This window comes from Paraburkholderia dipogonis, from assembly GCF_042680985.1.
Lineage (GTDB): Bacteria > Pseudomonadota > Gammaproteobacteria > Burkholderiales > Burkholderiaceae > Paraburkholderia > Paraburkholderia phytofirmans.
In genome coordinates this window covers 58,768-83,838 of the sequence record NZ_JBHUFR010000013.1, presented here as the reverse complement: position 1 = coordinate 83,838, position 25,071 = coordinate 58,768, and the positions used below count along the sequence as shown (strand labels likewise).

Below are 25,071 nucleotides of genomic sequence, written 5' to 3'. Positions count from 1 at the left end.
CAAATTCCGCTGCCGGCCCCGTTTCACGGGCCTCTAGACTCACCCTAAGGGTTAATACGCATGGTACGCCGTATCATGGCATACCAAAATTCTCCCATCATTAACCGAACTTGGGAAGTTGCAATGAGCCTGATTCGCAAATCCATCCTTCATGTCGAGCACATCTTCGTGGACGGAGCCAAAGCAGCGGCCAAGCCGCTGAAAATGATCGGCGCGGCCGCCGTCATCAAGAACCCGTGGGCAGGCCGCGGATTCGTCGAAGACCTGTCGCCGGAAATCCGCGAACTCGGGCCGCAACTGAGCGAGCACCTGACCAAGCTCATCCTGGACGAAGCCGGGTCGGGCGAAGCGGTCGAGGCATTCGGCAAGTGCGCGATCGTCGGCGTCGACGGCGAACTCGAGCATGCGTCCGCGCTGATCCACACGCTCCATTTCGGCAACATCTATCGTTCCGCGGTCGGCGCGAAGTCCTATCTCGCGTTCAACAACACGCGCGGACCAGCGAATGCCCCACTCCTGATTCCGATGATGGACAAGAACGACGAAGGCCGCCGTTCCCACTACCTGACGCTGCAATTCGCGATCCCCGACGCGCCCGCAGCCGATGAACTCGTCATCGCAATCGGTGGCGCAACGGGCGGCCGCCCGCATCACCGCATTGGCGACCGCTACAAAGATCTCGCAGAGCTCGGAAATGACGCCAATAACCCTGCCGCTGTCAAATAAGCGCGTCGCGCACTATCTCGAACGGGGAACCGGCGAGCCGCTGGTTCTCATTCACGGCGTGGGCATGCAGGCGGAGGCCTGGTATCCGCAGATCGATGAACTGTCGTCCGACTTCAGGGTGATTTCCGTCGACATGCCGGGCCACGGCAAGAGCACTGCTCTGGACGCGAACGCCGGATTGCAGGATTTCGTGGATTGGGCGATCGAGTTCATCGAAGCGCTCGACGCCGGTCCCGTCAATCTCGCGGGCCATTCGATGGGTTCGCTGATTGCCGCCGGCGTGGCCGTCACGCGTCCAGATCTGATCCGGCGCGTCGCTGTTCTGAACGGTGTGTATCGACGCACGGCGCAAGCCCGCGCTGCGGTGTTGCAACGTGCAGCCGAACTGCGCTCGGGCGCCATCGATGTCGAGACGCCGCTGAAGCGCTGGTTCAATGCGGAGGAAGCGCAACGCATCGCCGCGCAAAAGGTCGAGTCCTGGCTGCGCTCCGTCGATCTCGAAGGTTACGCCACGGCGTACACGGCCTTCGCGAACGGCGACGAAGTGTACGCCGACGGCTGGCACACGATTGCCTGCCCCGCCCTCGTGCTCACGGGTTCGGACGACCCGAATTCGACGCCGGACATGGCGTGGCAGATGGCCGGCGCTGCCCGGAATGGCCATGCCGTGGTGATCGCAAATGAGCGACACATGGTCAACCTGACCGCTCCCAGGGAAGTCAACTGTGCACTGCGGGCCTGGTTACAAACCGAGCCGGTGCACGAAACAGTCAAGCCGGAGGCGTAGATGAGCGAGCAACCCACGAGCCAGCAACCCGCCCAGATCAATACCCGCGAACTGCGCGACGCGTTCGGCGCCTTCATGACGGGCGTCACGATCGTCACCACGGCGCGCGACGATGGTCAGCCGCTTGGCTTTACCGCCAATTCGTTTTCTTCCGTTTCACTGGATCCCGCCTTGCTGCTGGTCAGTGTTGCGAAGACGTCGGGCAACTATCAGACGTTCTCCGCCACGGGACATTTCGCGATCAACATCCTCGCGGAAAGCCAGAAGGATTTGTCCAATACCTTCGCGCGCCCGAGCGATGATCGCTTCGCCGATGTGAGCTGGCAGATGAGCGCCAATCGCAACCCGCTGATCGGCGACGTCAGCGCATGGTTCGACTGCACGACGCACGCGGTAATCGACGCGGGCGATCACGCGCTCATCATTGGCAAGGTCGAGGCATTTCATTCCGCGGGCTACGCTGGCCTTGGCTACTACCGTGGCGGCTATTTCACGCCCGCCAAAGTATCCGCCGAAGTCATCGCGGGTCCGAAGGTTATCGTCAGCGCGATCATCGCGCGCGACGACAAGGTCTTGCTGACGCGCGCCGCGGACAACAAGTGGGGCCTGCCCTCGAAGCAGATCGGCACGGAAGGCGCCGACAAGGCGCTCGCCGATATCTTCACGAAGTACCAGCCGGACGCATCGGCCAGTTTCATCTATTCGGTCTACAACAACACCGAAACTTCCTACCAGTACATTTCGTTTCTCTGCAGCGCGCCGGATGAGGCCGCCGTCTCGGGCGAGTTCGTGAGCCTCGACGACATCGAGCCGGACCAGTTCCAGGACGGCGCGCTCGCCAGCATGCTGGAGCGCTACCGCAAGGAAAGCCAGTTGAAGAGCTACGGCATGTACTACGGCGACCACAGTCAGGGCACGGTCCGCCCGCTTCTTTCCTGAAAGGTATCCAATGCGTTTTTCCCTTTTTGCTCACATGGAGCGCGTCTCCGATCAGACGAGCCAGAAGCAGCTCTACGACGAGATGGTCGAGTTGTGCCAGATCGCGGACCGTGGCGGCATGCATGCCGTCTGGACGGGCGAGCACCACGCCATGGACTTCACGATCGCGCCCAATCCGTTCCTCAATCTCGTGGATCTGGCCAGCAAGACGAAGCACGTCAGACTTGGCACGGGCACGGTGATCGCGCCGTTCTGGCACCCCATCAAGCTCGCCGGCGAAGCCGCGATGACCGACATCATCACGAATGGCCGGCTCGAACTCGGCATCGCGCGCGGCGCCTATTCGTTCGAGTACGAGCGCCTGATGCCGGGCCTTGATGCGTGGGGTGCGGGCCAAAGAATGCGCGAGCTCATCCCCGCAGTGAAGAAGCTGTGGGAAGGCGACTACGCGCACGAGGGTGAATTCTGGAAGTTCCCGTCGACGACGTCCTCCCCGATGCCGCTGCAGCAACCGCATCCGCCCATCTGGGTCGCTGCGCGCGATCCGAACAGCCACGAATTCGCCGTCGCCAACGGCTGCAACGTGCAGGTTACGCCGCTGCATCTCGGCGATGAGGAAGTCGAGAAGCTGGTCGGCCACTTCAACGCCGCGTGCGAGAAGTTCAGCGACGTGCCGCGTCCGCAGATCATGCTGCTGCGTCATACCTACGTCGCGAGCAGCGAGGGCGACGCGCAAGTGGCCGCCGACGAAGTAAACGTGTTCTACAACTATTTCGGCGCGTGGTTCAAGAACGAGCGTCCCGTCAGCCGCGGTCTGATCAAGACATTGAGCCAGGAAGAGATCGAAGCTCACCCGTTCTACACGCCGGCAGCGATGCGCAAGAACAACGTCATCGGTACGCCCGAAGAAGTGATCGCGCGCCTGAAAGCGTACGAGGCACTCGGCTTCGACGAGTACTCCTTCTGGATCGACACAGGCATGAGCTTCGAGCGCAAGAAAGCGTCGCTCGAACGGATGATCAACGACGTGATGCCTGCCTTTAAGTGAGGTTCTGATTCCATGAGTTTTGATTTTCAGCTGTATATCGACGGTCAGTTCGAGCCAGGTGCCGCAACGTTTGGCAGCGTGGATCCGGCCACCGGGCAGGTCTGGGCGCTGATGCCCGAAGCCCGCACGGACGAAGTGAACCGCGCCGTGGCGGCGGCCAGCCGCGCGCTCAGCGACGCCGCGTGGGCCGGTCTGACCGCATCGGCGCGAGGAAAGTTGCTCTACAAGCTCGCGGATCTTCTCGAGAAAGCTGCGCCGCGGCTCGCTGAAATCGAAACTCGCGATACGGGCAAGATCATCCGCGAGACGTCGAGCCAGATCGCCTATGTCGCGGAGTACTACCGCTATTACGCCGGTATAGCCGACAAGATCGAAGGCAGCCACGTCCCCGTCGACAAGCCCGACATGCAGGTCTGGCTCGACCGGCAACCCGTGGGCGTGGTGGCTGCCATCGTTCCGTGGAATAGCCAGTTGTTCCTCTCCGCCGTGAAGCTCGGCCCGGCGCTCGCTGCCGGTTGCACGGTCGTGCTCAAGGCGTCCGAGGAAGCGCCCGGACCGCTGCTCGAATTCGCCCGGCTCGTGCATGAAGCGGGATTTCCGGCGGGCGTCGTGAACGTCATCACCGGTTTCGGCCCGGAATGCGGCGCGGTGTTGAGCAGCCATCCCGACGTGGACAAGGTCGCGTTCACGGGCGGTCCCGACACCGCGCGGCATATCGTCAGGAACACGTCGAACAATCTCGCCAAGGTTTCGCTGGAACTGGGCGGCAAGTCGCCGTTCATCGTTTTCGCCGATACCGATATCCAGAGCGCGGTCAATGCGCAGGTCGCCGCCATCTTCGCCGCGAGTGGCCAGAGCTGCGTCGCCGGTTCGCGGCTGCTGGTCGAGGCGTCGGTGAAGGATCGGTTCCTTGCGTTGCTGGTGGAGCGCGTCTCGCGCATTCGCGTCGGCTTGCCGGGCGAGATGGAGACGGAATACGGTCCGCTGTGCACGGAGCGTCAACGCCGGCACATCGAGTCCGTCGTGGAAAGCTCCGTGCGTCAGGGCGCGAAAGTGCTCGCAGGCGGGAAGGCGCTCGAAAGAGCCGGCTACTACTACGCGCCCACGATTCTCGATTGTACGGGCGTCGCGAACGCGGACAGCATCACGACGGAACTCTTCGGGCCGGTGCTGTCGGTCGATACCTTCGCAACCGAACAGGAAGCGATCGACAAGGCGAACAGCACGGCTTACGGTCTCGCAGCCGGGATTTTCACCACCAATCTCACGCGAGCCCATCGCGTTTCGAAGCGCGTCCAGTCGGGCATCGTCTGGATCAACACTTATCGGGCGGTGTCGCCGCTCGTGCCGTTCGGCGGCTTCGGATTATCGGGGCATGGCCGCGAAGGCGGATTCAGCGCTGCGCTCGAATACACGACGACGAAGTCCGTGTGGCTTCGCACGTCGGACGAACCGATCAGCGATCCGTTCGTGATGCGCTAAACGAGCGCGTGTTCATTGCAGTATCGATTCAAGGCCGTAAAGGCTGTGCTTCGTCACGCCCGTAACGAACGTGACGCGGCGCAGCCTGGCAATAAAGATGGAGACATGATGACAAACCCGTCGAACGACAACAGCGTTCTGACCATCGAAAGCAACTCGATCGAGTATGTTTCCCCTGAGAACCGGCACGGTAAGCCCGCCGATCTTTTCACACTGTGGTTCTGCACGAATGTCGCGCCGCTCGCGGTTATTTCCGGCGCCACCTCCGTACTGGTCTTTCATCTGGATCTGATCAGCGCCATTCTCGCCATTGTGGCGGGGCAGTTCTTCGGCGCCATTTTTCACGCCCTCACCTCCGCGCAGGGACCGCTCGTTGGTGTTCCGCAAATGATCCAGAGCCGCGCGCAATTCGGCCGCTATGGATCGCTACTCGTAGTGGGTTTTACCACGCTGATCTACCTCGGGTTCTTCGTCTCGAACATCATTCTCGCGGGCAAGACGCTCAACGCGGCTATTCCGGTCGTGCCCGTTCACATCGCGACGGTGCTTGGCGCGATTCTGGCGACGCTGGTCGGCGTGATCGGCTATCACTTCATCCATCGCTTCAACAAGGTCGGCGCGTGGTTCATGGGCGGCGCGCTCCTGATCGGCCTGATCCTGATGGCGCCGGGCGTCGACGCCCACGTGCTTCAGCGGGGTCACTTCGACCTTTCAGGCTGGTTTGCGATGTTCGGACTCTGCGCGGTGTGGCAAATCAGTTTCGCGCCGTACACATCCGACTATTCGCGCTATCTGCCAACATCCACGGGCTTCGCCAGAACGTTTGCGTTTACCTATTTCGGCACCTCACTGGGGACGATTTTCGCGTTCGTGTTCGGCGTCGTGGCCGTGAGTACCGGGCAGGCCACCGACGCAATGCAGGCGATTCGCACACAAACGGGCCTGTTCGGCTATGTGCTGATTTTCCTCTTCCTCGTCAACATCATCGGCCATAACGGCATGAATCTGTACGGCGCCGTGCTGTCGTTCATCACCGCCGCGCAAACGTTCCGTCCGCACTGGGTGCCCGGCCGCAAGATTCGTGTCGTGGTCTCGACGGTCGTGCTGGTGGCTTCCACCGCTACCGCGTTGTGGGCGTCGAGCAACTTCATCGCGCTCTTCCTCAATGCGATTTTCGCGATGCGCATCGTGCTTGCGCCGTGGATTGCGATCAACCTCGTCGACTTCTATCTCGTCAGCAACCGGCACTATCACGTTGCGGAAATCGTCAGCAGCAACGGCGGCGTGTACGGCTCGTTCAACGCCAAGGCGATCGCGCTGTACGTCTTCGGCATCGCGATTCAGGTGCCGTTCATGGAAGAGAGCTTCTTTCACGGCCCGCTGGCTTCGATTCTCGGCGGCGCCGACGTGTCGTGGATGGCCGGTCTCGTTGCGACGGCGCTGGCGTATTACCTGCTCTCGTCGAACGATCGCTCGCGCGCTCCGCGCCGCTCTCCGGCCGGCGCCACGGCTTCCGAGTAAGCGCGGCCGTCCCGTCGCGAACTTCAGCCGGCTCGTCGTCGAGACGCGCCGGCTGAAGTTCGACGCCGCGGATTATGCGCGTTGCTCGACCCGCTCCGCGACGACGAACACCGACACGGCGTGTTTCAGATCCTTCGCGTGGTCCTCAAGCGACTGTGCCGCCGCGGCAGCCTGCTCGACAAGCGCCGCGTTCTGCTGCGTGACCTTGTCCATCAGATTCACGGCCTGATTCACCTGCTCGATGCCCCGGCTCTGTTCGTCGGATGCCGCTGCGATCTCGCTCACGATGTCGGCCACCTGTTTGATCGCGAGCTTCACTTCCGTCATCGTGCTGCCTGCGTCTTGCGCCTGTCGCGCCCCGCTCTGGATCGTCTCCACCGACGTGCCGATGAGTTCCTTGATTTCGCGCGCCGCCGTTGCCGAGCGCTGCGCGAGCGCGCGCACCTCGTTCGCCACGACGGCGAAACCGCGGCCCTGATCGCCAGCCCGCGCAGCTTCGACGGCCGCATTCAGGGCCAGGATGTTGGTCTGGAAAGCGATGCCTTCAATCACGCCGGTGATGTCGGAGATCTCATCCGAACTGCCGCTGATGCGGCCGATCACCTCGACCATGCCGCGCACCGCTTCGTTGCCGGTGTCGGCGATGCCGGATGCACGGGTCGCCAGCATGCTCGCCTGCCGTGCGTTGTCCGCATTCTGGCGCACGGTTTCCGTCAGCTGCGTCATGCTGGCCGCCGTCTCCTCCAGCGAGCTCGCCTGCTCTTCGGTGCGCGACGACAGATCGAGATTGCCGGCGGCGATCTCGCTGGACGCGGAAGCAATGCGATCAGCGCTGGAGCGGACGCCGCCCACGATGCTCGCGAGACTCTCGTTCATCGTCTTCATCGCGAGCATCAGTTGCCCCGTTTCGTCCGCCGATGTCGCCTCGATGCGGTTCGTCAGATCGCCATCGGCGACGCAGCTTGCCACCGACACGGCCTCTTTCAACGGCCGCGAAATGGAGCGAGACAGCCATCGCCCCGCGAGAATCGACGCGAGCACGGCGATCAGCGACGCGCTGAGCACGCTGACGTAAATCGACGTGCGCAAGGTATCGAGTTGTGCACGATTCGCCAGCATGCGCTGTTGTTCGTAGCTTTCCAGCTTTCCAACCGCCGCAATCAGCTTTTCGGTTCCCAGATACGAACCGAAGCTCTCGGTCAACGCAGAGAGATCGGCCACGCCCACCGAGAAGGCGTCCACCTTCCTGCGCATATCCACCAGCGGGTCGACGACTGCTTTTAGCCACGCATCGTATGCCTGCTGGCCTTCCCGGGCCAGTGACGTGCCCTCGGGTGTCGCATCCATTTGGCCGATCTTCGTCAGCTTCCTGTCGAAGTCGCTCCGGTGATCGACGATCCATTGCCCATGCGAGGCCTTCCCGTTCAGGTTGTTCGCCAGCACCGCCCAGATGATGTTCAGATAGTCGCCCGTGCCGTCCTTCAACAGCAGCAAGATCTGCTCCGATGCTTCGATCTCTTTCTGCTTCTGGTCGATGGCCCGGACGCTGTAAAGACAGATGCATGTGCTGACGATAAAAGCAAAAATCGCGCTTGAAAACGCGACTGAAATCTTGTTCCCGATGGGCAGGTCTTTTATGGTTTTCATGTTGAAGCGTGCAGATTATGGTTGTAGATCAATCCGGAGAAAGGCCCGCGCGTTGGCGCGGCACCATCAATACAGCAATGGCCGCCGCGAGCCCCGCCGCGGCAAACACATAAAAGTTCCACGCAAGCGAAACGCCCCGCTGCGCCAAAACGCCACCGATCAAGGGTCCTGCGATCGCTCCGAAGCGCCCGATGCCGAGCGCCCAGCCGATTCCCGTCGCACGATTGCGCGGCGGGTAATACCGCGTGATGTACGCGCCCAGCAGCATCGTGTTGCCGATCGCGCCGACGCCCGCGATACCGACCAGCACATACGTGAGCACCACGTCATGCGCCACCGGCAATGCACACAGGCTGGCACCCGCCAGCAGGTAAAGCGCGCTGACCACACGCTTCGAACCGACACGGTCCGCTAACGCGCCGCCGAAGAGCGAGCCCACCGCGGCGGCAAGATTGAGCGTCATGAGGAGCGCGAGGCTGGACCCGAGCGGATAGCCCGCCCGGCGCATCAGTTGCGGCAGCCACGTGCTCAGGCCGTACAGCAGGAGCAGGCCCATGAACATCGCGAGCCAGAATGCCAGCGTGGCGAAGACGAAGTCACGATCGAACAGCGAACGCACCGGCGCGTGAGCCGGTTGTCGAATATCACGCTGTTGTTCTTCGGGTTCGCCCTCGAGCGCTGCGTGGCGAATTCGCAGCGCGTGCGCCAGCGACCGCGCCTCGGAAAAGCGTTTGCGCGCGATCAGGAAATCGAGCGACTCCGGCAAGGAGCGACCTACCGCGAACACGAGCAGCAGAGGGAGCGCGCCGAGACCGAACAGCCATCGCCAGCCGTGCGTGGGGAGCCAGGCAATCGCGAGCAGCGCGACGAGAATGCCGCCGAGCGAATAGCCGGTGTAAATCAACGCGTAGTTGAACGAGCGGCGATGCGGTGGAGAGTATTCGACGGTCAGCGCCGCGGCCGTCGGCACGACGCCACCCAGCCCCAAGCCGCCAATGACACGCGCGACGACAAATGCCATGGGCGTCGGCGCGAGCGCGGCGGCGCCCATCATCGCCGAGAACAGCGCCACGCTGCCGAGCAACACCCGGCGCCGGCCAATCAGGTCGCTTACCGTACCGGCAAACATCGCGCCGATCATCATCCCCGCCAGCGAGCAGCTCGCGATTGCGCCCAGCTGGAATGACGAGAGCGACCAGTTCGTGCCATGCGTCAGCATGGGCAGCACGGCACCGTAAATCGCAACGTCGTAACCTTCGGCGAGGATCATCGCCAGACAGATCGCGACGACGCGTATCGTCACCGGCAACGGTATGTTCACCGAGCCGGCTTCAGTCTGATTCGACACCGCGCCGTGCAAACGGGGCGCGCCTCTTTCATCGTTTCCAGATGACCACGTACTCATATTCGAGCGTCCCCTTTTGCACTGCGCGATGTCAGGTCAAACCGCCATGCACAGATACTTGATGACGACGTAGTCGTCGATGCCATAGTGCGAGCCTTCGCGTCCCATGCCCGATTGCTTCACGCCACCGAACGGCGCGACCTCGTTCGAGATGAGCCCCGTGTTCACGCCGACCATGCCGTACTCCAGTGCTTCCGCGACCTTCCAGACGCGTGCGAAGTCGCGGCTGTAGAAGTACGCGGCGAGGCCGAACTCGGTGTCGTTGGCGAAGCGGATCACTTCGTCGTCACTGCTGAATCTGAAAAGCGGCGCGAGCGGGCCGAACGTTTCGTCCTTCGCGACTGTCATCGCCGGCGTCACGTCCCGAAGCACCGTCGGTTCGAAAAAGCCGTGGCCGAGCGCATGGCGTTTGCCGCCCGCGACGACGGACGCCCCTTTCGAAAGCGCATCGGCGATATGCGCTTCGACCTTCTGCACGGCCGCCTCGTTGATCAGAGGGCCTTGCGTGACATCGGGCTCGGTGCCGCGTCCGACCTTCAGACGGCTGACAGCGGCAGCAAGCTTTTCCGCGAACTGGTCATATACGGCGTCGTGTACATAGAAGCGGTTCGTGCAAACGCACGTTTGCCCGCTGTTGCGATACTTCGATGCGATTGCGCCTTGCACGGCCGCATCGATATCGGCGTCGTCGAACACAATGAACGGCGCATTGCCGCCGAGTTCGAGCGACACTTTCTTGACTGTCGCGGCGCACTGGCTCATCAGCACGCGGCCTACCTGGGTCGACCCCGTGAACGACAGTTTGCGCACGACAGGATTCGAAGTCAGCTCGCCGCCGATCGCTTTCGGGTCGCCCGTCAGCACGCTGAAAACGCCAGCCGGCACGCCCGCGCGTTCAGCCAGCACCGCCAGCGCCAAGGCGGAGAACGGGGTCGCCTCGGCGGGCTTGACGACGATCGTGCAGCCCGCTGCAAGCGCGGGGCCAACCTTGCGCGTGATCATCGCGGCCGGAAAGTTCCAGGGCGTGATGGCGGCACACACACCGATCGGTTCCTTCGCCACGACGATGCGCTTGTCGGTCGCGGGCGTCGGAATCGTGTCGCCGTAAACGCGCTTGCCCTCTTCGGCAAACCATTCGAAGAAGGACGCTGCATAGCCGATTTCACCTTTCGACTCGGCAAGCGACTTGCCTTGCTCGGTCGACAGGATCAGCGCGAGATCGTCGGCGTTTTCCAGCATCAGATCGTGCCACTTGCGCAAAATCGCACTGCGCTCCTTCGCGGTTTTCTTGCGCCACGCGGGCCATGCCGCGTTTGCCGCGTCGATCGCCTGACGCGTTTCCACGGCGCCCATCAAAGGAACGTTGCCGACGATCGTGCCCGTCGCGGGATCGCACACCTCGAACGTCTCCGCGCTCAGCGCGTCCTGCCATTCTCCGTTGACATAAGCCTGTTGCCGAAGCAGCAGCGGATCCTTCAACCGGGTTCCCAATTCCATAGTCCTTCCTACAAGAGTGACAAAAAATGTCGTGCAATGCGATGCCAGCCGGACGCTCGATGCCGCGCTCCTGCGCAATGCGCGGACGCAACCTGCATCAGCCCGCGAGTTTCAGGAGTAGCTGTTCCTGTCCGTCGAGCAGCAGGTTCTGCGCGATTTCGAGCACGCGGCGGATGTGGTTGATGGCGGCGCTGCGTGCGGCGATTTCGTCCCTCGCCCTTATCGCGTCCAGAACCTGACGCATTTCCATGACCGCCTGGCTGCCCCGGTCGTTGGATGAGATCGTCAACGCTCGCAGACGGTTGATTCTTGCCGTCAGCGACTGCACGATTTCCCACGCGACGTGTTTGTGCCCCGCCGTGAACATGCGCTCGTAAAAGGCCGTTGTGAGCGCCCGCACCTCGCGATAGTCCTGCTCATGAAAAGCGCGTTCGATGCGATCGATCAACGCCTCCAGTTCGTCGATCGTCTGTGCGTCGGCGTGCCGGGCACAGGCTGACGCCGCCTCGCCCTCCAGCAGGCCGCGGATTTCGTAGATTTCGATTGCCGTATCCAGATCGAGCACGGCGACGATGGGCCCCTGATTCGGCAGGGTATCGACGAGCCCTTCCGTCTCCAGATGGCGCAGTACCTCGCGCACGACGGTGCGGCTCACGCCGAGTTCGGCACATAGCGTCCGCTCGACCAGCCGGTCGCCCGGCTGGAAGCGCGCGTCGAGAATCGCGCTGCGCATTTTCTCGAGTGCGAGCTCTCGGAGCGTCGTCGTGCGGCGCTCGACTTTCAATGACGATGTCGGTTCGTCCATCGCTATGTCCGGTCAAGCCTGCGCGAACAGCCGCACGTCGCGCGAGTCCCACTGGACCCAAGCCTGCGTGCCGATGACGATCCCGCTGTCCCGATGATCGCCGGCGGGCATCCGCACCGACATCTCCTGTTCCCACGGCGTCATCACCGAATAGTGCATCGCGTCGCCGAGATACGTGATGTCCCGCACTTTCACGGGCAAGCCTGCGGCGCTTTTCTCCGCCTCGGCGGCCCGAAGGCGGATCTGCTCGGGGCGTACCATCAGCGTGCCGTCACCGCCGATGGGAAGCGCTGCATCGCTGGCGGCCGTGACCGGATGTCCGCTCGGAAAAACGGCGCTCGCCTGGGCGGCATCGCGCGCCGTGATGCGCACCGGCAGAAAATTCGAATTGCCGATGAAGTTGGCGACGAAGCGCGATGACGGATTGGCATACAGCTCTTCACCGGTTCCGCATTGTTCGATACAGCCCTTGTTGAACACGGCGATGCGATCGGAAAGACGCAACGCCTCTTCCTGGTCGTGCGTCACATAGAGGATCGTAACGCCCGTTTCCTGGTGAATGCGGCGCAGTTCGAGCTGGATTTCCTCGCGCAGCTTCTTGTCGAGCGCGGAGAGCGGTTCGTCCATCAGCAGCACGGGCGGGTCATACGCCAACGCGCGCGCGATCGCCACGCGCTGCTGCTGGCCACCCGACAACTGCGCGGGCATCCGGTCGCGAAACTCCGACAGATGAACCAGTGCGAGCATCTGCTCGACCTTCTTCGTGATGTCGGCCTCGCGAAGGCGGCGAACCCGCAATGGAAACGCAATGTTTTGCCCGACCGTCAGATGCGGAAACAGCGTATAGCGCTGGAACACCATGCCGATATGGCGCTTGTTCGGCGCAACCGAAAGCAGCGGCTTGCCGTCGAGCAGCACGCGGCCCTCGGTCGGTTCCTGAAAGCCCGCCACGATATACAGCGTCGTGCTCTTGCCCGAACCGGATGGCCCAAGAAACGTCATGAACTCGCCCTTGCGCACGTCGAGAGAAACGTTATCGATCGCGACGACGTCGTCGTAGGTCTTGCGCAGGCGCTGGATTTGCAGGAATGCGGATGTCATGGCTGATTCACCTCACGGGTTACGTCGATTAGCGTGCGCGGCGCAGCATGGCGCCCGCCAGCATCAATACGGTCGTCAAGCCGACCAGCAGCGAAGACGCCGCCGCCACCACGGGCGTCAGGTCCTGCCGCAGCGTGGCCCAGATGCGCACGGGCAGCGTCTGCAAGGTCGGGCTCGACATGAAGATCGACACCACCACTTCGTCCCACGACGCGAGGAACGAGAAGATCGCGGCGGCGAACAGGCCCAGCCGGATCGCGGGCAATGTGACGCGCAGCTTCACTTCCAGCGGCGATGCGCCGCAGATCAGCGCCGCGTCTTCGAGCGCCGTGTCGAAGCTCGACAGCGAGTTGCTGATCGAGATGATCGAAAACGGCAGCGCGATGATCAGATGGCCAATCACGAAGCCGGTCATCGTGCCGTTCAGGCCGATGCGCAGGAAGAACGCATACAGCGCGACGGCGAGTACCACGACCGGCAGCACCATCGGTGTGAGAAAGAACGCCTGCACGGCGTTGAGCCCGCGAAAGCGGCCGCGCACGAGCGCCAGCGAAGCGAGAAAGCCGATCAGCACCGACAGCACCGTGACGATGACCGCGAGCTTCGCGCTGGTGAGCAGCGAATCGATCCAGCCGGCGTCGGTGAAGAGTTGGCGATACCACTCCAGCGTCCAGCCTGGCGGCGGAAAGATCAGCCACTGCGAATCGCCGAACGACAGCGCGACGATGAACACGATGGGCAGCAGGAGAAAGAGCGCAACGGCGGCGCCGATGGCAAGCAGCATGTAGCGCAGCGCGCCCAGGCGATCGAAATCGAGCAACATGTCAGCGGCCTCCCGGATTGGCGCGCGCACTGCCCGTGAAGCGCAGTTGCAGCGTGTACAGCGTGAGCGTCACGGCGAGCAGCACGAAGGCGGCCGCGCCGGCGAGTCCCCAGTTCAGCAGTTGCTGCACGAGTTGCGCAATCAGTTCAGCCAGCATCATGTATTGCGCGCCGCCCAGCAGCGCCGGTGTCACGAAATAGCCGAGCGCCATCACGAACACCATCAGCGCGCCCGAGGCGATACCCGGCATGGCGAGCGGCACCAGCACGCGCCAGAACGCCTGCCAGCGCGTCGCGCCGCAGATCGCGGCGGCCCGCAGCGTCGACGGGTCGATGCCGCGCAGTGTCGCGTGCAGCGGCATCACCAAGAACGGCAGCATGATGTAGGTCATGCCGATGGTCACGCCGATCAGGTTGTTCACGAGCGGCAGCGGCTCGCTGATCACGCCGAGCGCCATCAGCATGCGGTTGATCGGGCCGGTCGCCTGAAGCAGCACCATCCAGGCGAACGTACGCGCCAGCAGGTTGGTCCACATCGACAGCAGCATCACCGAAAACAGCAGCGAACTCAGCCTGCGCGGCGCGATGGCCAGCAGCCACGCAGTCGGGAAGCCGATCGCGAGCGTCGCCGCTGTCACGACCGTCGCCACCAGAAACGTATTGCCGAACACGCGCAGATAGGTGGTCGAGCCGAGCAGTTGCGCGTAGTTGCCCAGTCCCGGCGTCGGCTCGAGCACGCTGCGCAACAGCAGCGACAGCACCGGCAGCAGGAAGAAGATCACGAGCAGCAACAGCGCGGGCACGAGCAGGCGGATGCTGCGCCAGTCGCGCCGCCGGCGCGTGGCCGTCGCGGGCGGATGCGCGACGGTACTCAGAACATCAGGCATAGTGTCTCCCATCTACTCCGGTTGCTATACGACGCTCACGTGCCGCGCGCTTATTTCGACTGCCACGCATACCAGCGCTTGGCGATCGCATCGCGGTTCTCGGCCCAGTACTTCATGTCGAGATTGATCTGCGAGGACTTGTACTGATCCGGCAGCGTCTTCGCGATGGCCGGCGACATCAATGCGGCCGACTTCACGTTGATCGGCGCGTAGCCGGTATCGGTCGCGAACTTCGCCTGCGCCTGAGCGCTCGTCGCGGCGGCCAGATACTTCATGGCTTCGGCCTTGTGCTTCGCGCCCTTCGGAATCACCAGCATGTCGGCGGCCGTCAGGTTCTGGTTCCATGAAATGCCGACCGGCACGCCGGTCTGTTCGAGCGCATGCAGGCGTCCGTTCCAGAACATGCCGATCGGCGCTTCGCCCGACGCGAGCAGCTGCTGCGATTGCGCGCCGCCGCTCCACCAGACGATATCGCCCTTGATGGTGTCGAGCTTCTTGAAGGCGCGGTCGAGGTCGAGCGGATAGAGCTTGTTGGGCGCCACGCCGTCGGCGAGCAGCGCGATTTCGAGCACACCGGGCGCCGACCATTTATAGAACGTGCGCTTGCCGGGAAATTTCTTCGTGTCGAACAGATCGGCCCAGTTTTGCGGCTGCGCACCCGTGTACTTCGACTTGTTGTAGCCGAGCACGAACGAGTAGTAGAAGCTGCCGACAGCATCCGGCGTGGAAAAGCGCGGATCGAGTTCGTCCTTCTTCACGACGGAATAGTCGATCGGCTCGATCAGTCCGGCCTTCTGCGCGGCATATGCGAAATCGCCTTCGACATCCACCACATCCCAGTTCACGTTGCCGCTGTCGACCATTGCCTTGAGCTTGCCGTAGTCGGTCGGGCCGTCCATCAGCACGTTGACGCCGGTCGCCTGCGTGAACGGCTGCGCCCAGTTCTTCTGTTGCGACGATTGCGTGGTGCCGCCCCAGCTCGTGAAAACGATGGGGTCCGCGGCCAACGCCGAGGCCGACGTGAAAGCTGTCGCGCACAGCGCGATCAGCGGAGCGGTCTTCAGAGTGCGTGTAAGGGTCATGTCTGTCTCCTTGGATTCGATGCGGTAGCGCTGCATTAATGCTTGTGGTCAATCGGAACCGTCTTTGCTCAGGCGAGCAGCGAAAACGTCGGCGGCTTGCCTGTTTTCTCTCTTTTCGTGGGCGTGGTTGGGTCAATGCGCTGACGCGAGCGCCTGGACGGTTCCCACGTCTGCGTCGCCGGCATAAATGCCGAAAGCGTCTTCGCCGCGTTCGCGCACATAGCGCCGAAGCATGGAACGCACGGCGTCGTCGCGCAGTTCGCTCCATGGAATGCGCGATAACGGGACGATGTGAATCGACATGTCCATCATCGCCGCGAGGCTGCTGTCCACGCGGCCTCGATAAACGACGCTGACGCTCGCCGCCGGTCCGTCGCCCGACTCGAAGACCGCGAAGATGAAGTCGAGATGCGCCTTCAGGCCGAGCTTCGCCAGCACACCGCGCAGGCTTCCCGCATCGCTTTCGGGTTGGAGCCTGACGCCCGTCGGAAGCTGCAAGCCGTCCTTCGTCTCCAGTAACACCAGACCGTCGCGGTGTTCGAGAATTGCGCCGACCTGGGCGCGCGCGCCCGTCGCCGCATGAAAAGGCTGTTCGAAGGTCTGCTCAGACATGGTGTTCTCCAGCGCCCGGTTTGCTTGTACTGTGTTTGCAGCGTGATTCAGTCGAAAGAAGCCCGCACGTGCCAGCGGCTTGATCGCCGTCCGGTTCCGTCAAATCGTCTTTGACAGGATTATGGTATTCCATAGTATCGACATCGCTAACACGTTTATATTATGGAATACCATAATCTGAAGCGGAGTTTTTGGTAGGATGCTGGCCATACCTGTCGCTCTTTTTCACTCTGAATCCCGAAGCTGCGACGGGATGGCCGTTCGGCTGCCACTAGCCGCCGCTGGCGCGCCGCGAGTGAGAGCCGGCGCGCCCGAGCGTCGCCGGCCTATGACTAACCTTCACGGATGGGAGACAATATGGCTACGTATGTTGTGCGTCGGGCCAGACGTTGGCCTGGTTATCCGTCGACCACCTTTTCTCGATATGTCAGATCTTAAAGTTGTCCGTGAAACCAAAACCCTTCGCGAGCTGACCCTGGACAAGCTGCGCGACGCGATCGTGCGAGGCTACTTTCCGCCTGGCGCACGGTTGGTCGAGCGCACGCTATGCGACGAGTTGGGTGTGAGCCGGACGATCGTGCGCGAGGTGTTGCGACACCTTGAGACGGAAGGACTCGTCGACGTAGCCGCCCGGCAGGGGCCGGTCGTCGCACGACTGAACCGTGCCCAGGTTAGCGAGATTTACGAACTGCGCGGTCTGTTGGAGGCCAACGCCGCACGCGCGTGCGCGGAGCGGTCCACTCCCGAACTCGTGAAGCAACTGCGGGAAATCCGCAATAAAATCGAAGCAGCGTTCAAGGCTGAAGATCTCTCCGCCGTGCTGGTCTACACGGAGCACTTCTACGATGCGCTGTTCGAAGGCGCGCAACGGACTGTCTCGCTTGCGGTGGTCAAGACACTGAACGCGCGGATCAATCGCTTGCGCGCGCTCACGATCGCCACGCCGGGGCGCAGTACCGAGTCGAATCACGAAATGAACAAAATGCTCGACGCGATCGAGCGACGCGACGGCGATGCAGCGTTTTCCGCCTCCATAGCGCATATCAGGCGCACGGCGGAACTCGCGCTTTCAGCCCTCGCCCACCGAAGCGAAGGTGAGTTGGAAACGTGACGCAACTGCCTGACGGGACGCGTGTCCAGGCTGGACGCTGACCTCAATGCGCGGTCTAAGTCGCACGCGGCTCGTACCGCAGTCGAGCCATACGGACAGCCGCTCGTGCCTCGTGCGGTGCCGCGCGCAGGGTTCTGTCAGCTTTTTGGTGCGCCTCGATAAGACATTCGAAAGGCGCGGCTTCCGTCTCGACGCCCTCGGAAATCATCTCCAGCTCATAGTCACAATTCGGTGTTGAGGTGAGCAAGGAACGCCTGAACCACAGGTTCACAGGTTCATTGCGCTTGAAGAACATACACTGTCCTGCTCCGTAAAGCTCACTTGGCTCGCGTTGGTTCAAGTAAATTTGTTCCCGTTTTGCAAGCAATTTTGATCCCCACCCTCTACGTTAGCGACCAGGCGTGGGCTTTCCGGTGCGTCGTAACAGTCGGTCAGCGGCTCAGTGAGCAGCCCCGTACACTCTACGCTACAGGACAACGCTGATAACCGTTGAGCACGGCCATGCCGAGGCGGTCATCATCGCGCCGCGGTGTTGCCGCACGCTCATCGTCAGGAAAGGCCAGCAGTTCGAAGCGCCGGGCTCGCAGTGAGCAGCTCATGTCGAGGCATTTTTGTTGGCCTCCACGCCGTAATTCTGTTTCTCGGTCCAGCCGGTTCGTGGCGAAACGCCTGCAGAAGGCCGCCGGCCCTTCGAGTTTTTGACCCACCGGATCAGCGACAAACCATCGTCGGTTTCGCGCAGGCGGGTGCAATATTTTGGGTCATCTCGTAGCCCTGGCTGAAGCCCATGATCAATGTTATCCAACCACTGCGAAACAGGGCTTTGTGCCGCCTCAACTTCCCAGTCGGCCGCCTTTTCGAGTAAGTTCGAGAGCACTGAATCGTGAACCCACTCGCAACACGATGCAATCTGCCGATCGGTATAAAGGTATCCCTTGGTTGATAACTTCAAACCCTTTGCATATCGCACGAGCCCCGCAGCGTGCATTTGCTGAGCCAATCCAACGAAACGCGACAGGTTTTAAGTTGAGTTGCGGCCGATTTTCCCCGGAGCCTGACGTTCCCAGAATCCTAGGCACGCCTGGTGCTGGTGACAAAAGAAGGCCGAGCCGCTGAAAAGGCGCTGTCAGGTTGCTGGAGATGTGGCGGTAGGATAAACCGATGAAGAAGACGAAATCGCTTTATCACGGCCACCGTTTCCCTGCTGTCGTCATCAGCTGCGCCGTTCGCTGGTACTTCCGGTTTAGTCTGAGCCTGCGCGACATCGAGGAGTTGTTGCTCGAGCGTGGCGTCGTGGTCACGTACGAAACGATCCGGTGCTGGTGCGACAAGTTTGGCGCTGGATTCGCTCAGTGCGCCAAGGCGGCGCGGCGCAAGCCAGGCAGCACCTGGCATTTAGACGAGATGTTCGTGACGCTGCGCGGTGACGGTCCAATCATGCCATGTGTCGAGGCGTTCTTTGTTATGGCGCGATGATGTGCAGCGTTCATCTGATGTCTTGGAAGCGCGAAGTGCTGACAGATCGGGCCGAAGCGTGAAAGAAAAGCTTGCGTGCGACGCGCATCGCGAAAGCCACATATCTGGCGTTCGCGCCTACGGGTTGGCTGGTGGCTATTCTCGGCTCGGTTGTTCACGCGTGCAGCCGCTTTGACGAATACGTGCTTCACCTGCGCGAGCTCAGGAATATCAGCCTTTGCGGCTGGATAACTACGCAGTTGGTCGGTAACGATTTTGCGCGGCACCGGGTTTGAACGCAGCACCCGCCGAAAGAAGCGCTTCGCCGCGGCCTTGTCGCGACGCTTTTGCACCAGCACGTCAAGTTCGGCACCATGCTCGTCGACCGCGCGCCACAACAGAAACGGCTCTCCGCCGCAAATCGAGACAGTTATCTTATAAGGATAACTACGCGTGTGCCGAATAGTTGGCCTACAGCCATCAACTTAACAACGCCTCAGTTACTCATGCGATTCCTTGAGTCAACTGTTCCGCAAGCTGCATACGCAAGCCGCGATCGAGGGGGCGAGCGCATGTCTGGACGCCGAACTTTTGGCGTGCGCCTGTATCGACTCGGCCACGATCTTCGGCACATCAACGAGCTACTTGGACACGAGACACTTACGGCGACAAAGCGATTGATTGACGCCGATCCTGTTCGTCTAGGTGTGATCGTCGCGGGGGTACGGCCGTTGAAGAACTGGACGGTTGGGAGGGGGCGCTCGGGGGCGCCAAAGGAAGGGCCGACAGGCCCTTTTTTCTTGCGAGGACTGTTCGAAGGTTGCATTTCTAAGTTAGCTAGGCTAAACCAAGCCCACATTGATGGAGGTGCTATGCAAACCGTAAATATTCATGAGGCGAAGTCGCAGCTTTCGCGCCTCATTGAGGCTGCTGTCAGTGGCGAAGAAGTTGTTATCGCGAAGGCAGGAACCCCGGTGGTGCGCCTCGTATCGTTCGAAACGAAGCCCAAACTTCGCTTCGGTCTGATGAAGGGGAAGATCAAGATCGCTGAGGATTTCAACGCGCCTTTGCCTGACGATGTTTTAGCGACATTTGAGGGTCGGTGATGCGCCTGTTGATTGATACGCGCATTTTCCTGTGGGCCATGAGCGGCGACAAGCAACTCACAAAGAAGGCCGAGGCCATCATGTTGAGCGCAGAAACCGTTTTCGTCAGTGCCGCTAGCCTTTGGGAAATCGCAATCAAGTCCGGAATCGGGAAGCTGGACGCAGACGTGAACGAGTTGGCAGCCCGCATTGAAGAAGCGGGCTTCCGCGAACTGCCTGTAACAGCCGCACACGCTGCGGCAGTTCGCGATCCTGCCCGATATTCATCGCGATCCGTTTGACCGGTTACTAGTTGCTCAGGCTATTACCGAGCCGTTGCGGCTGCTAACTGACGATGACACCGTTGGGAAGTACTCCGAGCTTGTAATCACGATCTAGATTATGACCAACCGGAAAACGGGCGAGGTCGCCAGACATTTTCTCCGCCGCAAGCAAAAAAACTAGAAGCGACGCAGCTTGGAAAACCGTGGGTACTTTTATGTGCTGGCAAACAGCGCTATGCCAGCACTAATTAAAATCGGTAGGACTGCGCGGTCTCCTGCCGAAAGAGCGCTGGAATTGTCAGGTGCAACTAGGCTTCCGACACCGTTCATTGTCGTGTACCAACAAATGTTTGCCGACTGTGCCGCAGCCGAGCAGTTAGTTCATACACACTTGGCACAGCGCGGCTTCCGCGTTTCCGAGAACAGAGAATTTTTCAACGTACCGCCTAACGAAGCTGTGCGCGCTATATCTCGCGCCCCAGGAGCAGTCGATGAGCCGGACCACGCTCATTCCTCTGCCGCTCCCGACCGAGAATCGGCAATCGAACGGCATACATCGGTATGGCGGGCGACCTTCGATGACGCCGTGGGCTCTTACTACGGACTGGGCGACATTCTCTTGGACCACGCACACGCGTTTGCGCTGTTCCGCCAGGCCGCAGCGCTGGGAGGGCTGCCTACTGCCGCCCTTACAGCAGGACGCCGCCGAGAAAGCCCGCCCCGAATTGACGAAGCACCCACTCAACGACTAGGAAAATTCGGCGCATGAGCGCCCCGGACACTGGCCGGCGGCCTGCGAAGGGGAGCATCAATTGTCTTACCGAGTTCATGTCATTTGGGAAGGTAATCTGATACAAATTTTCGGACCGGTCAGGATCACCCGTATCGGTTACGGCCTGCGCCTGCAACTGCGCCGGGCTCAGTGCGGTACGCGCTATCTGCGTGACCTTGCCCGCGTATGCTCCGAATTTCTGATACGGGAAAGCCTCATGTCCCGACGACCGCCTCGTCTGCATCAGTCTCCGGACCCATGGCCACCAGCACGCTACAACTGACATGGTCCAGCAACCGGCCATCGTTCCTGCCACCCCACCAGCGCGCCAGCCGGCTGGTATGACGATGGCCGACGACGATCAGATCAACCTTCAGGTCGTTCGCAAAGAACGGAATCTGGTCCAGTGGATCACCCAGGGCAAAGTGTCCGGTCGCCCGAATTCCATGCGCGCCGAGTCTTTTCAGTCCTTCGTCCAGCAAACTTCTGGCTGATTCGGTAACGACATCGGCCGGAATGGCGGAGGTAATGTCGGTCCCTTGCGCCCAGATGGCATTATTGATGACAGAGAGCACGTGAACTTCAGCTGCGAGATCCTGGGCCAGTGCGGCGCCGTCCTTTAACGCGTGCTGTCCTTCGCGAGTTCCGTCGTAGCACAGAAGAATACATCGGAAAGCCGACATGTGAACTCCCCCGGCGCTGCATTCAAGACAACGCATTAATCTGCTTCGAAAACGTCGATGCATCACCCTGGAGTAATGGTTGCGTAGCGGTCGAGCGACCACATCACACCCTAATTATATGTCATTTTGTGATATATATTCGCTAACAGCGGAGCGGCTATGCACGGGCAGCCATTGCAAAAAAAGCCGTTCAGCCCACGGTCGCGAGACTCGCGGAATGTCGCGTGGATATGCAACCGCACCTGCGTAATCACGCCGTCACGAAGTCGAATCCAGGGTTGAATATTGCCAATGCCGGAGTGGCACGTAAAATAGCGCTCCCATGTCAACCTCGTACCCCTGCGCACTAGCGCGCCGCAGCGGCAACTGAGCGTATTGTCTTATGAATCGTCGGCAAGCGTTGCTCACCTGTGCGTATGCTGGCCTGACCGGGGTGAGCACACCCGTGTTTGCGTCAAAGCGCCCGCCTCGCGTGGTGTTTCTGAACCCTGGCGAGGCTGTGCAACGTGGCACCGGACAGCATTGGCAACTGGTCTCCCGGTTCATGGACGTGGCGGCGCAAACCTTCGACATGCAACTGGAGATTCTGTACGCGGAACGTGACCATCTGCTGATGCAGCGCCAGGCGGAGGAAGTCGCGCAACGCGCAGATGCGCCGGACTATGTGATTATCGTCAACGAAAAGATGGCCGCGCAGCGGATGCTAAGGACGCTGGCGCGCTCGTCAGCGCGGGTGCTGCTCATTCACAATGACCTGACACCTGACCAGCGTCGCGCGGTCGGCAATGAGCGGCAACTGATCCCGAACTGGATCGGCACGGTGACCGCGGACGCGGAGCGCGGCGGCTTCCGGTTAATGCAATTTCTTTATCGACAACTCGGGCAGAACGGCGCGCAGGTAATCGGCATTACGGGAGACCCCAGCACGCCGGTGTCTCTGGAGCGCGCCGCTGGTGTCGACGATTTCCTGCTTCACGCTTCGAATGCGCGCACGTGCCAACTGGTTTTCAGCGACTGGAGCTATGACGACAGCAATCAGAAAGCACGCGTGTTGCTCGCCCGCTATCCGGAGGCCAATGTGATCTGGGCCGCCAACGACGCAATGGCACTCGGGGCGCTGGACGCCGTCAAGGCGCGCCATGCGCGCGTTCTCGTGGGTGGCATGGGTGCCCTGCAGGAAGCACTGGACAGGGTGGCCGACGGCGGGCTGGCGGCCATGATGGCAGGCGACTACTTCCTTGGCGCATGGGCGATGGTTCTGCTGCACGATTATCATCAGGGCAAGGACTTTGCCGCGAATGGAGGTGTGCGGCAGAAGCTCGACTTTCTGACCGTGATCTACCGCGAGAATGCTGCCCGATACGCTGATGTGGTTTTCCGTAGCGGGGCGACGCTTGACTTTGCCCGTTACTCGAAAACCCGCTCTCCGCGTCCGGGCCCCTACGACTTCAATCTCCAGTATCTTCTGGACGCCGCGTCCGGGGTCTCGTGATGCGTCTGCCCCGAACGCTTACGTTACGCTCGCCCAGTTTGCACACCAAGCTGATGCTCGCGCTCGCCGTGCTGGTGGCGATCGTGGCCGGCACCTCCGCGTATGCGCTGGTTGCGCATGAACGGCAGCGCCGGCTCGTCGAACTGGAGGAGCGCGCCACCCGCATCGCCGACCTGTTCAGCCGCTCGCTCGCCCAGCCTTTGTGGAACGTCGATCTCCGCGCGATCGACGGCCAACTCGCCGCGCTCGCGCCGAATCCCGAGGTTGCCCGGTTCACCGTCACGGCAGTGGGCTACGGTATGGTGGCCACCGCGGGGAGGGCTGCGCAGCCCGGCCCTGGCGACAGCGTGGTGCGTGTCCGGGCAATCGAATACGTGCCGCCCGGCGACGCGCCGAAGGAAAAAATCGGCGAGGTTCGGGTCGTCCTCACAAAAGCGGTGGCGGAACAGGACATCAGCCGCGCCCGCCGGGCCATTCTCGCCATGATCACGGCCGTCGTCGCGGTGCTCTACGCCGCGACCTTCCTGTTGCTCAAACGGATGGTGCGCAGCCCGATCAATCGTCTCGAGGAGATGGTCGACCGGATCGCGAGCGGCGACCTTCGCGCGCGCTGTATCGTTGAATCGGGCGACGAGCTGGGCCGGCTCGCGTTGCGCGTGAACGTCATGGCCGAGCGTCTTCAGGAATCGACGGTGTCACTGCGCGCCAGTGAACGGAAATACCGCAGCATCGTCGAGAATGCGCTTGAGGGTATCTTCCTGCTCGATCAGAACGGGCACCTGAATGAAACCAATCCGGCAATGGCGCAACTGCTCGGATATCGCAATGTGCCCGACCTGATCGAGGCCGCCGCTGGCGCCCCCCACAAACAGCCGTTCTCGCCCGAACAGACTGCGAATCTGTTCGAAATCCTGCGCATACGCGGCGAGATCGTCGGACTCGAGTTGCAGCTGAAGCGTCTCGACGATACCCCCATCTGGGTTCAGTTGAACGCCCGTGGCGTGACGGGCGACGACGGCAGCCTGAGCGGACTCGAAGGCCTGCTGACTGACATGACGGCCCGCAAGCATGCCGTGGAAAGCCTTCGGCGCCATCGCGACCAACTCGAACTGGAAGTCGCGGTACGCACGCGGACCGAGCTGGAACTGCTGGCGTCGCGCGAGCAGTTGCAGCAATTGTCCGCCCATCTGGAAGCCATTCGCGAGGAGGAAAGGAAGCACATCGCGATGGAGGTTCACGACGAACTGGGCCAGTTGCTGACCGCGTTAAAAATGGACGTGTCGTTACTGAGGATGCATCTGGCGGCCGGTTCCGCAGCCATGCAGAAAGCCGAGGAGATGCGCGATCTGGTCGAGCGCACCATTCAGATCGTGCGCAACGTGGCCAGCCACCTTCGGCCGGTCGCGCTGAACTTCGGTCTCGCATCCGCGCTGGAATGGCTCGCCGGCGACTTCACGCAGCACACTCACATTCCTTGCCACTTCCATAACTCGGGTTCCGAACCGAGCTTGACCGATTTTCGCGCGACCGCCCTGTTCCGTATCGTGCAGGAGTCGCTGACCAACGTCGCCCGTCATGCCGGTGCATCGCGCGTCGATGTGACGCTGGCCAACACCGAAACCGGTATTGAGCTGACCGTTAGCGATAACGGTCGGGGTTTTGACATGGTTGCCGCCCGGGCCGGATACTCCTACGGCCTGCAGGGCATGGCGGAGCGCGCCCGGTTGATCGATGCGAAGCTGCTGATCGAGAGCGAGCCCGATTCCGGCTCTGTCGTGCGTCTGTTCGTTCAGGATGACGCCGTCATTGCCAGGTAATCCGAAGCCCG

General features: G+C 61.6%; 21 protein-coding genes and 4 pseudogenes. 13 read left to right on the top strand and 12 right to left on the bottom strand.

The annotated features are described in order from the left end of the window. The first annotated feature begins 123 nt into the window (after positions 1–123). The 6 genes from ACFSNN_RS17915 (at position 124) to ACFSNN_RS17890 (ending at position 6,503) form a co-directional block, all read left to right on the top strand. A complete protein-coding gene (locus tag ACFSNN_RS17915; RefSeq protein WP_134462577.1) occupies positions 124–726 on the top strand; it encodes an amino acid synthesis family protein in 603 nt (200 codons plus the stop codon). Next, positions 695–1,513: an alpha/beta fold hydrolase gene (locus ACFSNN_RS17910; protein ID WP_134462575.1), complete on the top strand. Its 819-nt coding sequence runs from the start codon at positions 695–697 to the stop codon at positions 1,511–1,513. Before ACFSNN_RS17915 ends, ACFSNN_RS17910 begins: the two co-directional genes overlap by 32 nt. Beyond that, positions 1,514–2,452 (top strand): flavin reductase, encoded by a 939-nt coding sequence (locus ACFSNN_RS17905; protein ID WP_134462573.1) that lies wholly within the window; start codon positions 1,514–1,516, stop codon positions 2,450–2,452. It abuts the gene before it with no gap. A 10-nt stretch (positions 2,453–2,462) separates the two neighbouring features. After that, positions 2,463–3,500, top strand: a complete 1,038-nt coding sequence (locus tag ACFSNN_RS17900) for an LLM class flavin-dependent oxidoreductase (protein ID WP_134462571.1) — start codon at positions 2,463–2,465, stop codon at positions 3,498–3,500. Positions 3,501–3,512: 12 nt separating this feature from the next. Continuing rightward, positions 3,513–4,982 carry an aldehyde dehydrogenase gene (locus ACFSNN_RS17895; RefSeq protein ID WP_134462569.1) on the top strand — a complete coding sequence of 490 codons (1,470 nt, stop codon included), beginning with the start codon at positions 3,513–3,515 and terminating at the stop codon, positions 4,980–4,982. A gap of 105 nt (positions 4,983–5,087) precedes the next feature. After that, on the top strand, positions 5,088–6,503 hold the full coding sequence (locus ACFSNN_RS17890) for a purine-cytosine permease family protein (RefSeq protein WP_244322918.1): 1,416 nt from the start codon (positions 5,088–5,090) through the stop codon (positions 6,501–6,503). Positions 6,504–6,575: 72 nt separating this feature from the next. Here the strand turns inward: ACFSNN_RS17890 and ACFSNN_RS17885 are convergent, their stop codons facing one another. From ACFSNN_RS17885 to ACFSNN_RS17845, 9 genes and pseudogenes are all read right to left on the bottom strand, one after another. Next, a complete protein-coding gene (locus ACFSNN_RS17885; RefSeq protein ID WP_208949562.1) occupies positions 6,576–8,150 on the bottom strand; it encodes a methyl-accepting chemotaxis protein in 1,575 nt (524 codons plus the stop codon). 28 nt (positions 8,151–8,178) lie between these two features. After that, a complete protein-coding gene (locus ACFSNN_RS17880; RefSeq protein WP_208949561.1) occupies positions 8,179–9,498 on the bottom strand; it encodes an MFS transporter in 1,320 nt (439 codons plus the stop codon). 93 nt (positions 9,499–9,591) lie between these two features. After that, complete coding sequence (gabD, locus tag ACFSNN_RS17875) at positions 9,592–11,052, bottom strand: NADP-dependent succinate-semialdehyde dehydrogenase (RefSeq protein WP_134462565.1); 1,461 nt, start codon at positions 11,050–11,052, stop codon at positions 9,592–9,594. Positions 11,053–11,149: 97 nt separating this feature from the next. Then, entirely contained in the window at positions 11,150–11,857 is a 708-nt protein-coding gene (locus tag ACFSNN_RS17870) for a GntR family transcriptional regulator (protein ID WP_134462563.1), read from the bottom strand. 12 nt (positions 11,858–11,869) lie between these two features. Beyond that, entirely contained in the window at positions 11,870–12,958 is a 1,089-nt protein-coding gene (locus tag ACFSNN_RS17865; RefSeq protein ID WP_134462561.1) for an ABC transporter ATP-binding protein, read from the bottom strand. A gap of 28 nt (positions 12,959–12,986) precedes the next feature. Then, a complete protein-coding gene (locus tag ACFSNN_RS17860) occupies positions 12,987–13,781 on the bottom strand; it encodes an ABC transporter permease (protein WP_134462559.1) in 795 nt (264 codons plus the stop codon). A 1-nt stretch (position 13,782) separates the two neighbouring features. Continuing rightward, positions 13,783–14,667: an ABC transporter permease gene (locus ACFSNN_RS17855; RefSeq protein ID WP_134462557.1), complete on the bottom strand. Its 885-nt coding sequence runs from the start codon at positions 14,665–14,667 to the stop codon at positions 13,783–13,785. A 50-nt stretch (positions 14,668–14,717) separates the two neighbouring features. After that, positions 14,718–15,749 carry an ABC transporter substrate-binding protein gene (locus ACFSNN_RS17850; protein WP_134462555.1) on the bottom strand — a complete coding sequence of 344 codons (1,032 nt, stop codon included), beginning with the start codon at positions 15,747–15,749 and terminating at the stop codon, positions 14,718–14,720. 132 nt (positions 15,750–15,881) lie between these two features. Next, positions 15,882–16,328, bottom strand: a pseudogene (locus tag ACFSNN_RS17845) (flavin reductase); the annotation flags it as partial. A gap of 457 nt (positions 16,329–16,785) precedes the next feature. Between ACFSNN_RS17845 and ACFSNN_RS17840 the strand changes: the two are divergent. Next, complete coding sequence (locus tag ACFSNN_RS17840; RefSeq protein WP_134465543.1) at positions 16,786–17,472, top strand: GntR family transcriptional regulator; 687 nt, start codon at positions 16,786–16,788, stop codon at positions 17,470–17,472. Between the two features lie 595 nt (positions 17,473–18,067). On the opposite strand, the gene ACFSNN_RS17835 is transcribed toward ACFSNN_RS17840, so the two are convergent. Continuing rightward, positions 18,068–18,424 carry a hypothetical protein gene (locus ACFSNN_RS17835; protein ID WP_134462551.1) on the bottom strand — a complete coding sequence of 119 codons (357 nt, stop codon included), beginning with the start codon at positions 18,422–18,424 and terminating at the stop codon, positions 18,068–18,070. A gap of 209 nt (positions 18,425–18,633) precedes the next feature. On the opposite strand from ACFSNN_RS17835, the pseudogene ACFSNN_RS17830 reads away from it, so the two are divergent. Next, positions 18,634–18,900: pseudogene (locus tag ACFSNN_RS17830) on the top strand (IS6 family transposase); the annotation flags it as partial. Here ACFSNN_RS17830 and ACFSNN_RS17825 read toward each other — a convergent pair. Further along, a pseudogene (locus ACFSNN_RS17825) lies at positions 18,868–19,340 on the bottom strand (DDE-type integrase/transposase/recombinase); the annotation flags it as partial. The pseudogenes ACFSNN_RS17830 and ACFSNN_RS17825 sit on opposite strands and share 33 nt — an antisense overlap. A gap of 459 nt (positions 19,341–19,799) precedes the next feature. On the opposite strand from ACFSNN_RS17825, the gene ACFSNN_RS17820 reads away from it, so the two are divergent. The 3 genes and pseudogenes from ACFSNN_RS17820 to ACFSNN_RS17810 all read left to right on the top strand — a co-directional run bounded on the left by ACFSNN_RS17820 (position 19,800) and on the right by ACFSNN_RS17810 (position 21,065). Then, complete coding sequence (locus ACFSNN_RS17820) at positions 19,800–20,033, top strand: type II toxin-antitoxin system Phd/YefM family antitoxin (RefSeq protein ID WP_134462549.1); 234 nt, start codon at positions 19,800–19,802, stop codon at positions 20,031–20,033. Further along, positions 20,033–20,411 (top strand): annotated as a pseudogene (locus tag ACFSNN_RS17815) (type II toxin-antitoxin system VapC family toxin). The gene ACFSNN_RS17820 and the pseudogene ACFSNN_RS17815 overlap by 1 nt, the downstream one beginning before the upstream one ends. 102 nt (positions 20,412–20,513) lie before the next feature. Beyond that, complete coding sequence (locus tag ACFSNN_RS17810; RefSeq protein WP_377747608.1) at positions 20,514–21,065, top strand: GIY-YIG nuclease family protein; 552 nt, start codon at positions 20,514–20,516, stop codon at positions 21,063–21,065. Between the two features lie 218 nt (positions 21,066–21,283). Here ACFSNN_RS17810 and ACFSNN_RS17805 read toward each other — a convergent pair whose 3' ends face one another. Continuing rightward, entirely contained in the window at positions 21,284–21,751 is a 468-nt protein-coding gene (locus ACFSNN_RS17805; protein WP_134462545.1) for a universal stress protein, read from the bottom strand. Between the two features lie 382 nt (positions 21,752–22,133). On the opposite strand from ACFSNN_RS17805, the gene ACFSNN_RS17800 reads away from it, so the two are divergent. Together ACFSNN_RS17800 and ACFSNN_RS17795 are read left to right on the top strand one after the other, a co-directional pair. After that, positions 22,134–23,243 (top strand): ABC transporter substrate-binding protein, encoded by a 1,110-nt coding sequence (locus tag ACFSNN_RS17800; protein ID WP_134462543.1) that lies wholly within the window; start codon positions 22,134–22,136, stop codon positions 23,241–23,243. Positions 23,244–23,296: 53 nt separating this feature from the next. Continuing rightward, a complete protein-coding gene (locus ACFSNN_RS17795) occupies positions 23,297–25,060 on the top strand; it encodes a sensor histidine kinase (protein ID WP_244322917.1) in 1,764 nt (587 codons plus the stop codon). Positions 25,061–25,071: the final 11 nt, after the last annotated feature.

Excerpts from the sequence above, each read along its gene's own strand:
- ACFSNN_RS17915 (WP_134462577.1), top strand. The coding sequence starts at position 124 with ATGAGCCTGATTCGCAAATCCATCCTTCATGTCGAGCACATCTTCGTG.
- ACFSNN_RS17910 (WP_134462575.1), top strand. The coding sequence starts at position 695 with ATGACGCCAATAACCCTGCCGCTGTCAAATAAGCGCGTCGCGCACTAT.
- ACFSNN_RS17905 (WP_134462573.1), top strand. The coding sequence starts at position 1,514 with ATGAGCGAGCAACCCACGAGCCAGCAACCCGCCCAGATCAATACCCGC.
- ACFSNN_RS17900 (WP_134462571.1), top strand. The coding sequence starts at position 2,463 with ATGCGTTTTTCCCTTTTTGCTCACATGGAGCGCGTCTCCGATCAGACG.
- ACFSNN_RS17895 (WP_134462569.1), top strand. The coding sequence starts at position 3,513 with ATGAGTTTTGATTTTCAGCTGTATATCGACGGTCAGTTCGAGCCAGGT.
- ACFSNN_RS17890 (WP_244322918.1), top strand. The coding sequence starts at position 5,088 with ATGATGACAAACCCGTCGAACGACAACAGCGTTCTGACCATCGAAAGC.
- ACFSNN_RS17885 (WP_208949562.1), bottom strand. The coding sequence starts at position 8,150 with ATGAAAACCATAAAAGACCTGCCCATCGGGAACAAGATTTCAGTCGCG.
- gabD (WP_134462565.1), bottom strand. The coding sequence starts at position 11,052 with ATGGAATTGGGAACCCGGTTGAAGGATCCGCTGCTGCTTCGGCAACAG.
- ACFSNN_RS17870 (WP_134462563.1), bottom strand. The coding sequence starts at position 11,857 with ATGGACGAACCGACATCGTCATTGAAAGTCGAGCGCCGCACGACGACG.
- ACFSNN_RS17865 (WP_134462561.1), bottom strand. The coding sequence starts at position 12,958 with ATGACATCCGCATTCCTGCAAATCCAGCGCCTGCGCAAGACCTACGAC.
- ACFSNN_RS17860 (WP_134462559.1), bottom strand. The coding sequence starts at position 13,781 with ATGTTGCTCGATTTCGATCGCCTGGGCGCGCTGCGCTACATGCTGCTT.
- ACFSNN_RS17855 (WP_134462557.1), bottom strand. The coding sequence starts at position 14,667 with ATGCCTGATGTTCTGAGTACCGTCGCGCATCCGCCCGCGACGGCCACG.
- ACFSNN_RS17850 (WP_134462555.1), bottom strand. The coding sequence starts at position 15,749 with ATGACCCTTACACGCACTCTGAAGACCGCTCCGCTGATCGCGCTGTGC.
- ACFSNN_RS17840 (WP_134465543.1), top strand. The coding sequence starts at position 16,786 with ATGTCAGATCTTAAAGTTGTCCGTGAAACCAAAACCCTTCGCGAGCTG.
- ACFSNN_RS17820 (WP_134462549.1), top strand. The coding sequence starts at position 19,800 with ATGCAAACCGTAAATATTCATGAGGCGAAGTCGCAGCTTTCGCGCCTC.
- ACFSNN_RS17805 (WP_134462545.1), bottom strand. The coding sequence starts at position 21,751 with ATGTCGGCTTTCCGATGTATTCTTCTGTGCTACGACGGAACTCGCGAA.
- ACFSNN_RS17800 (WP_134462543.1), top strand. The coding sequence starts at position 22,134 with ATGAATCGTCGGCAAGCGTTGCTCACCTGTGCGTATGCTGGCCTGACC.
- ACFSNN_RS17795 (WP_244322917.1), top strand. The coding sequence starts at position 23,297 with ATGCTCGCGCTCGCCGTGCTGGTGGCGATCGTGGCCGGCACCTCCGCG.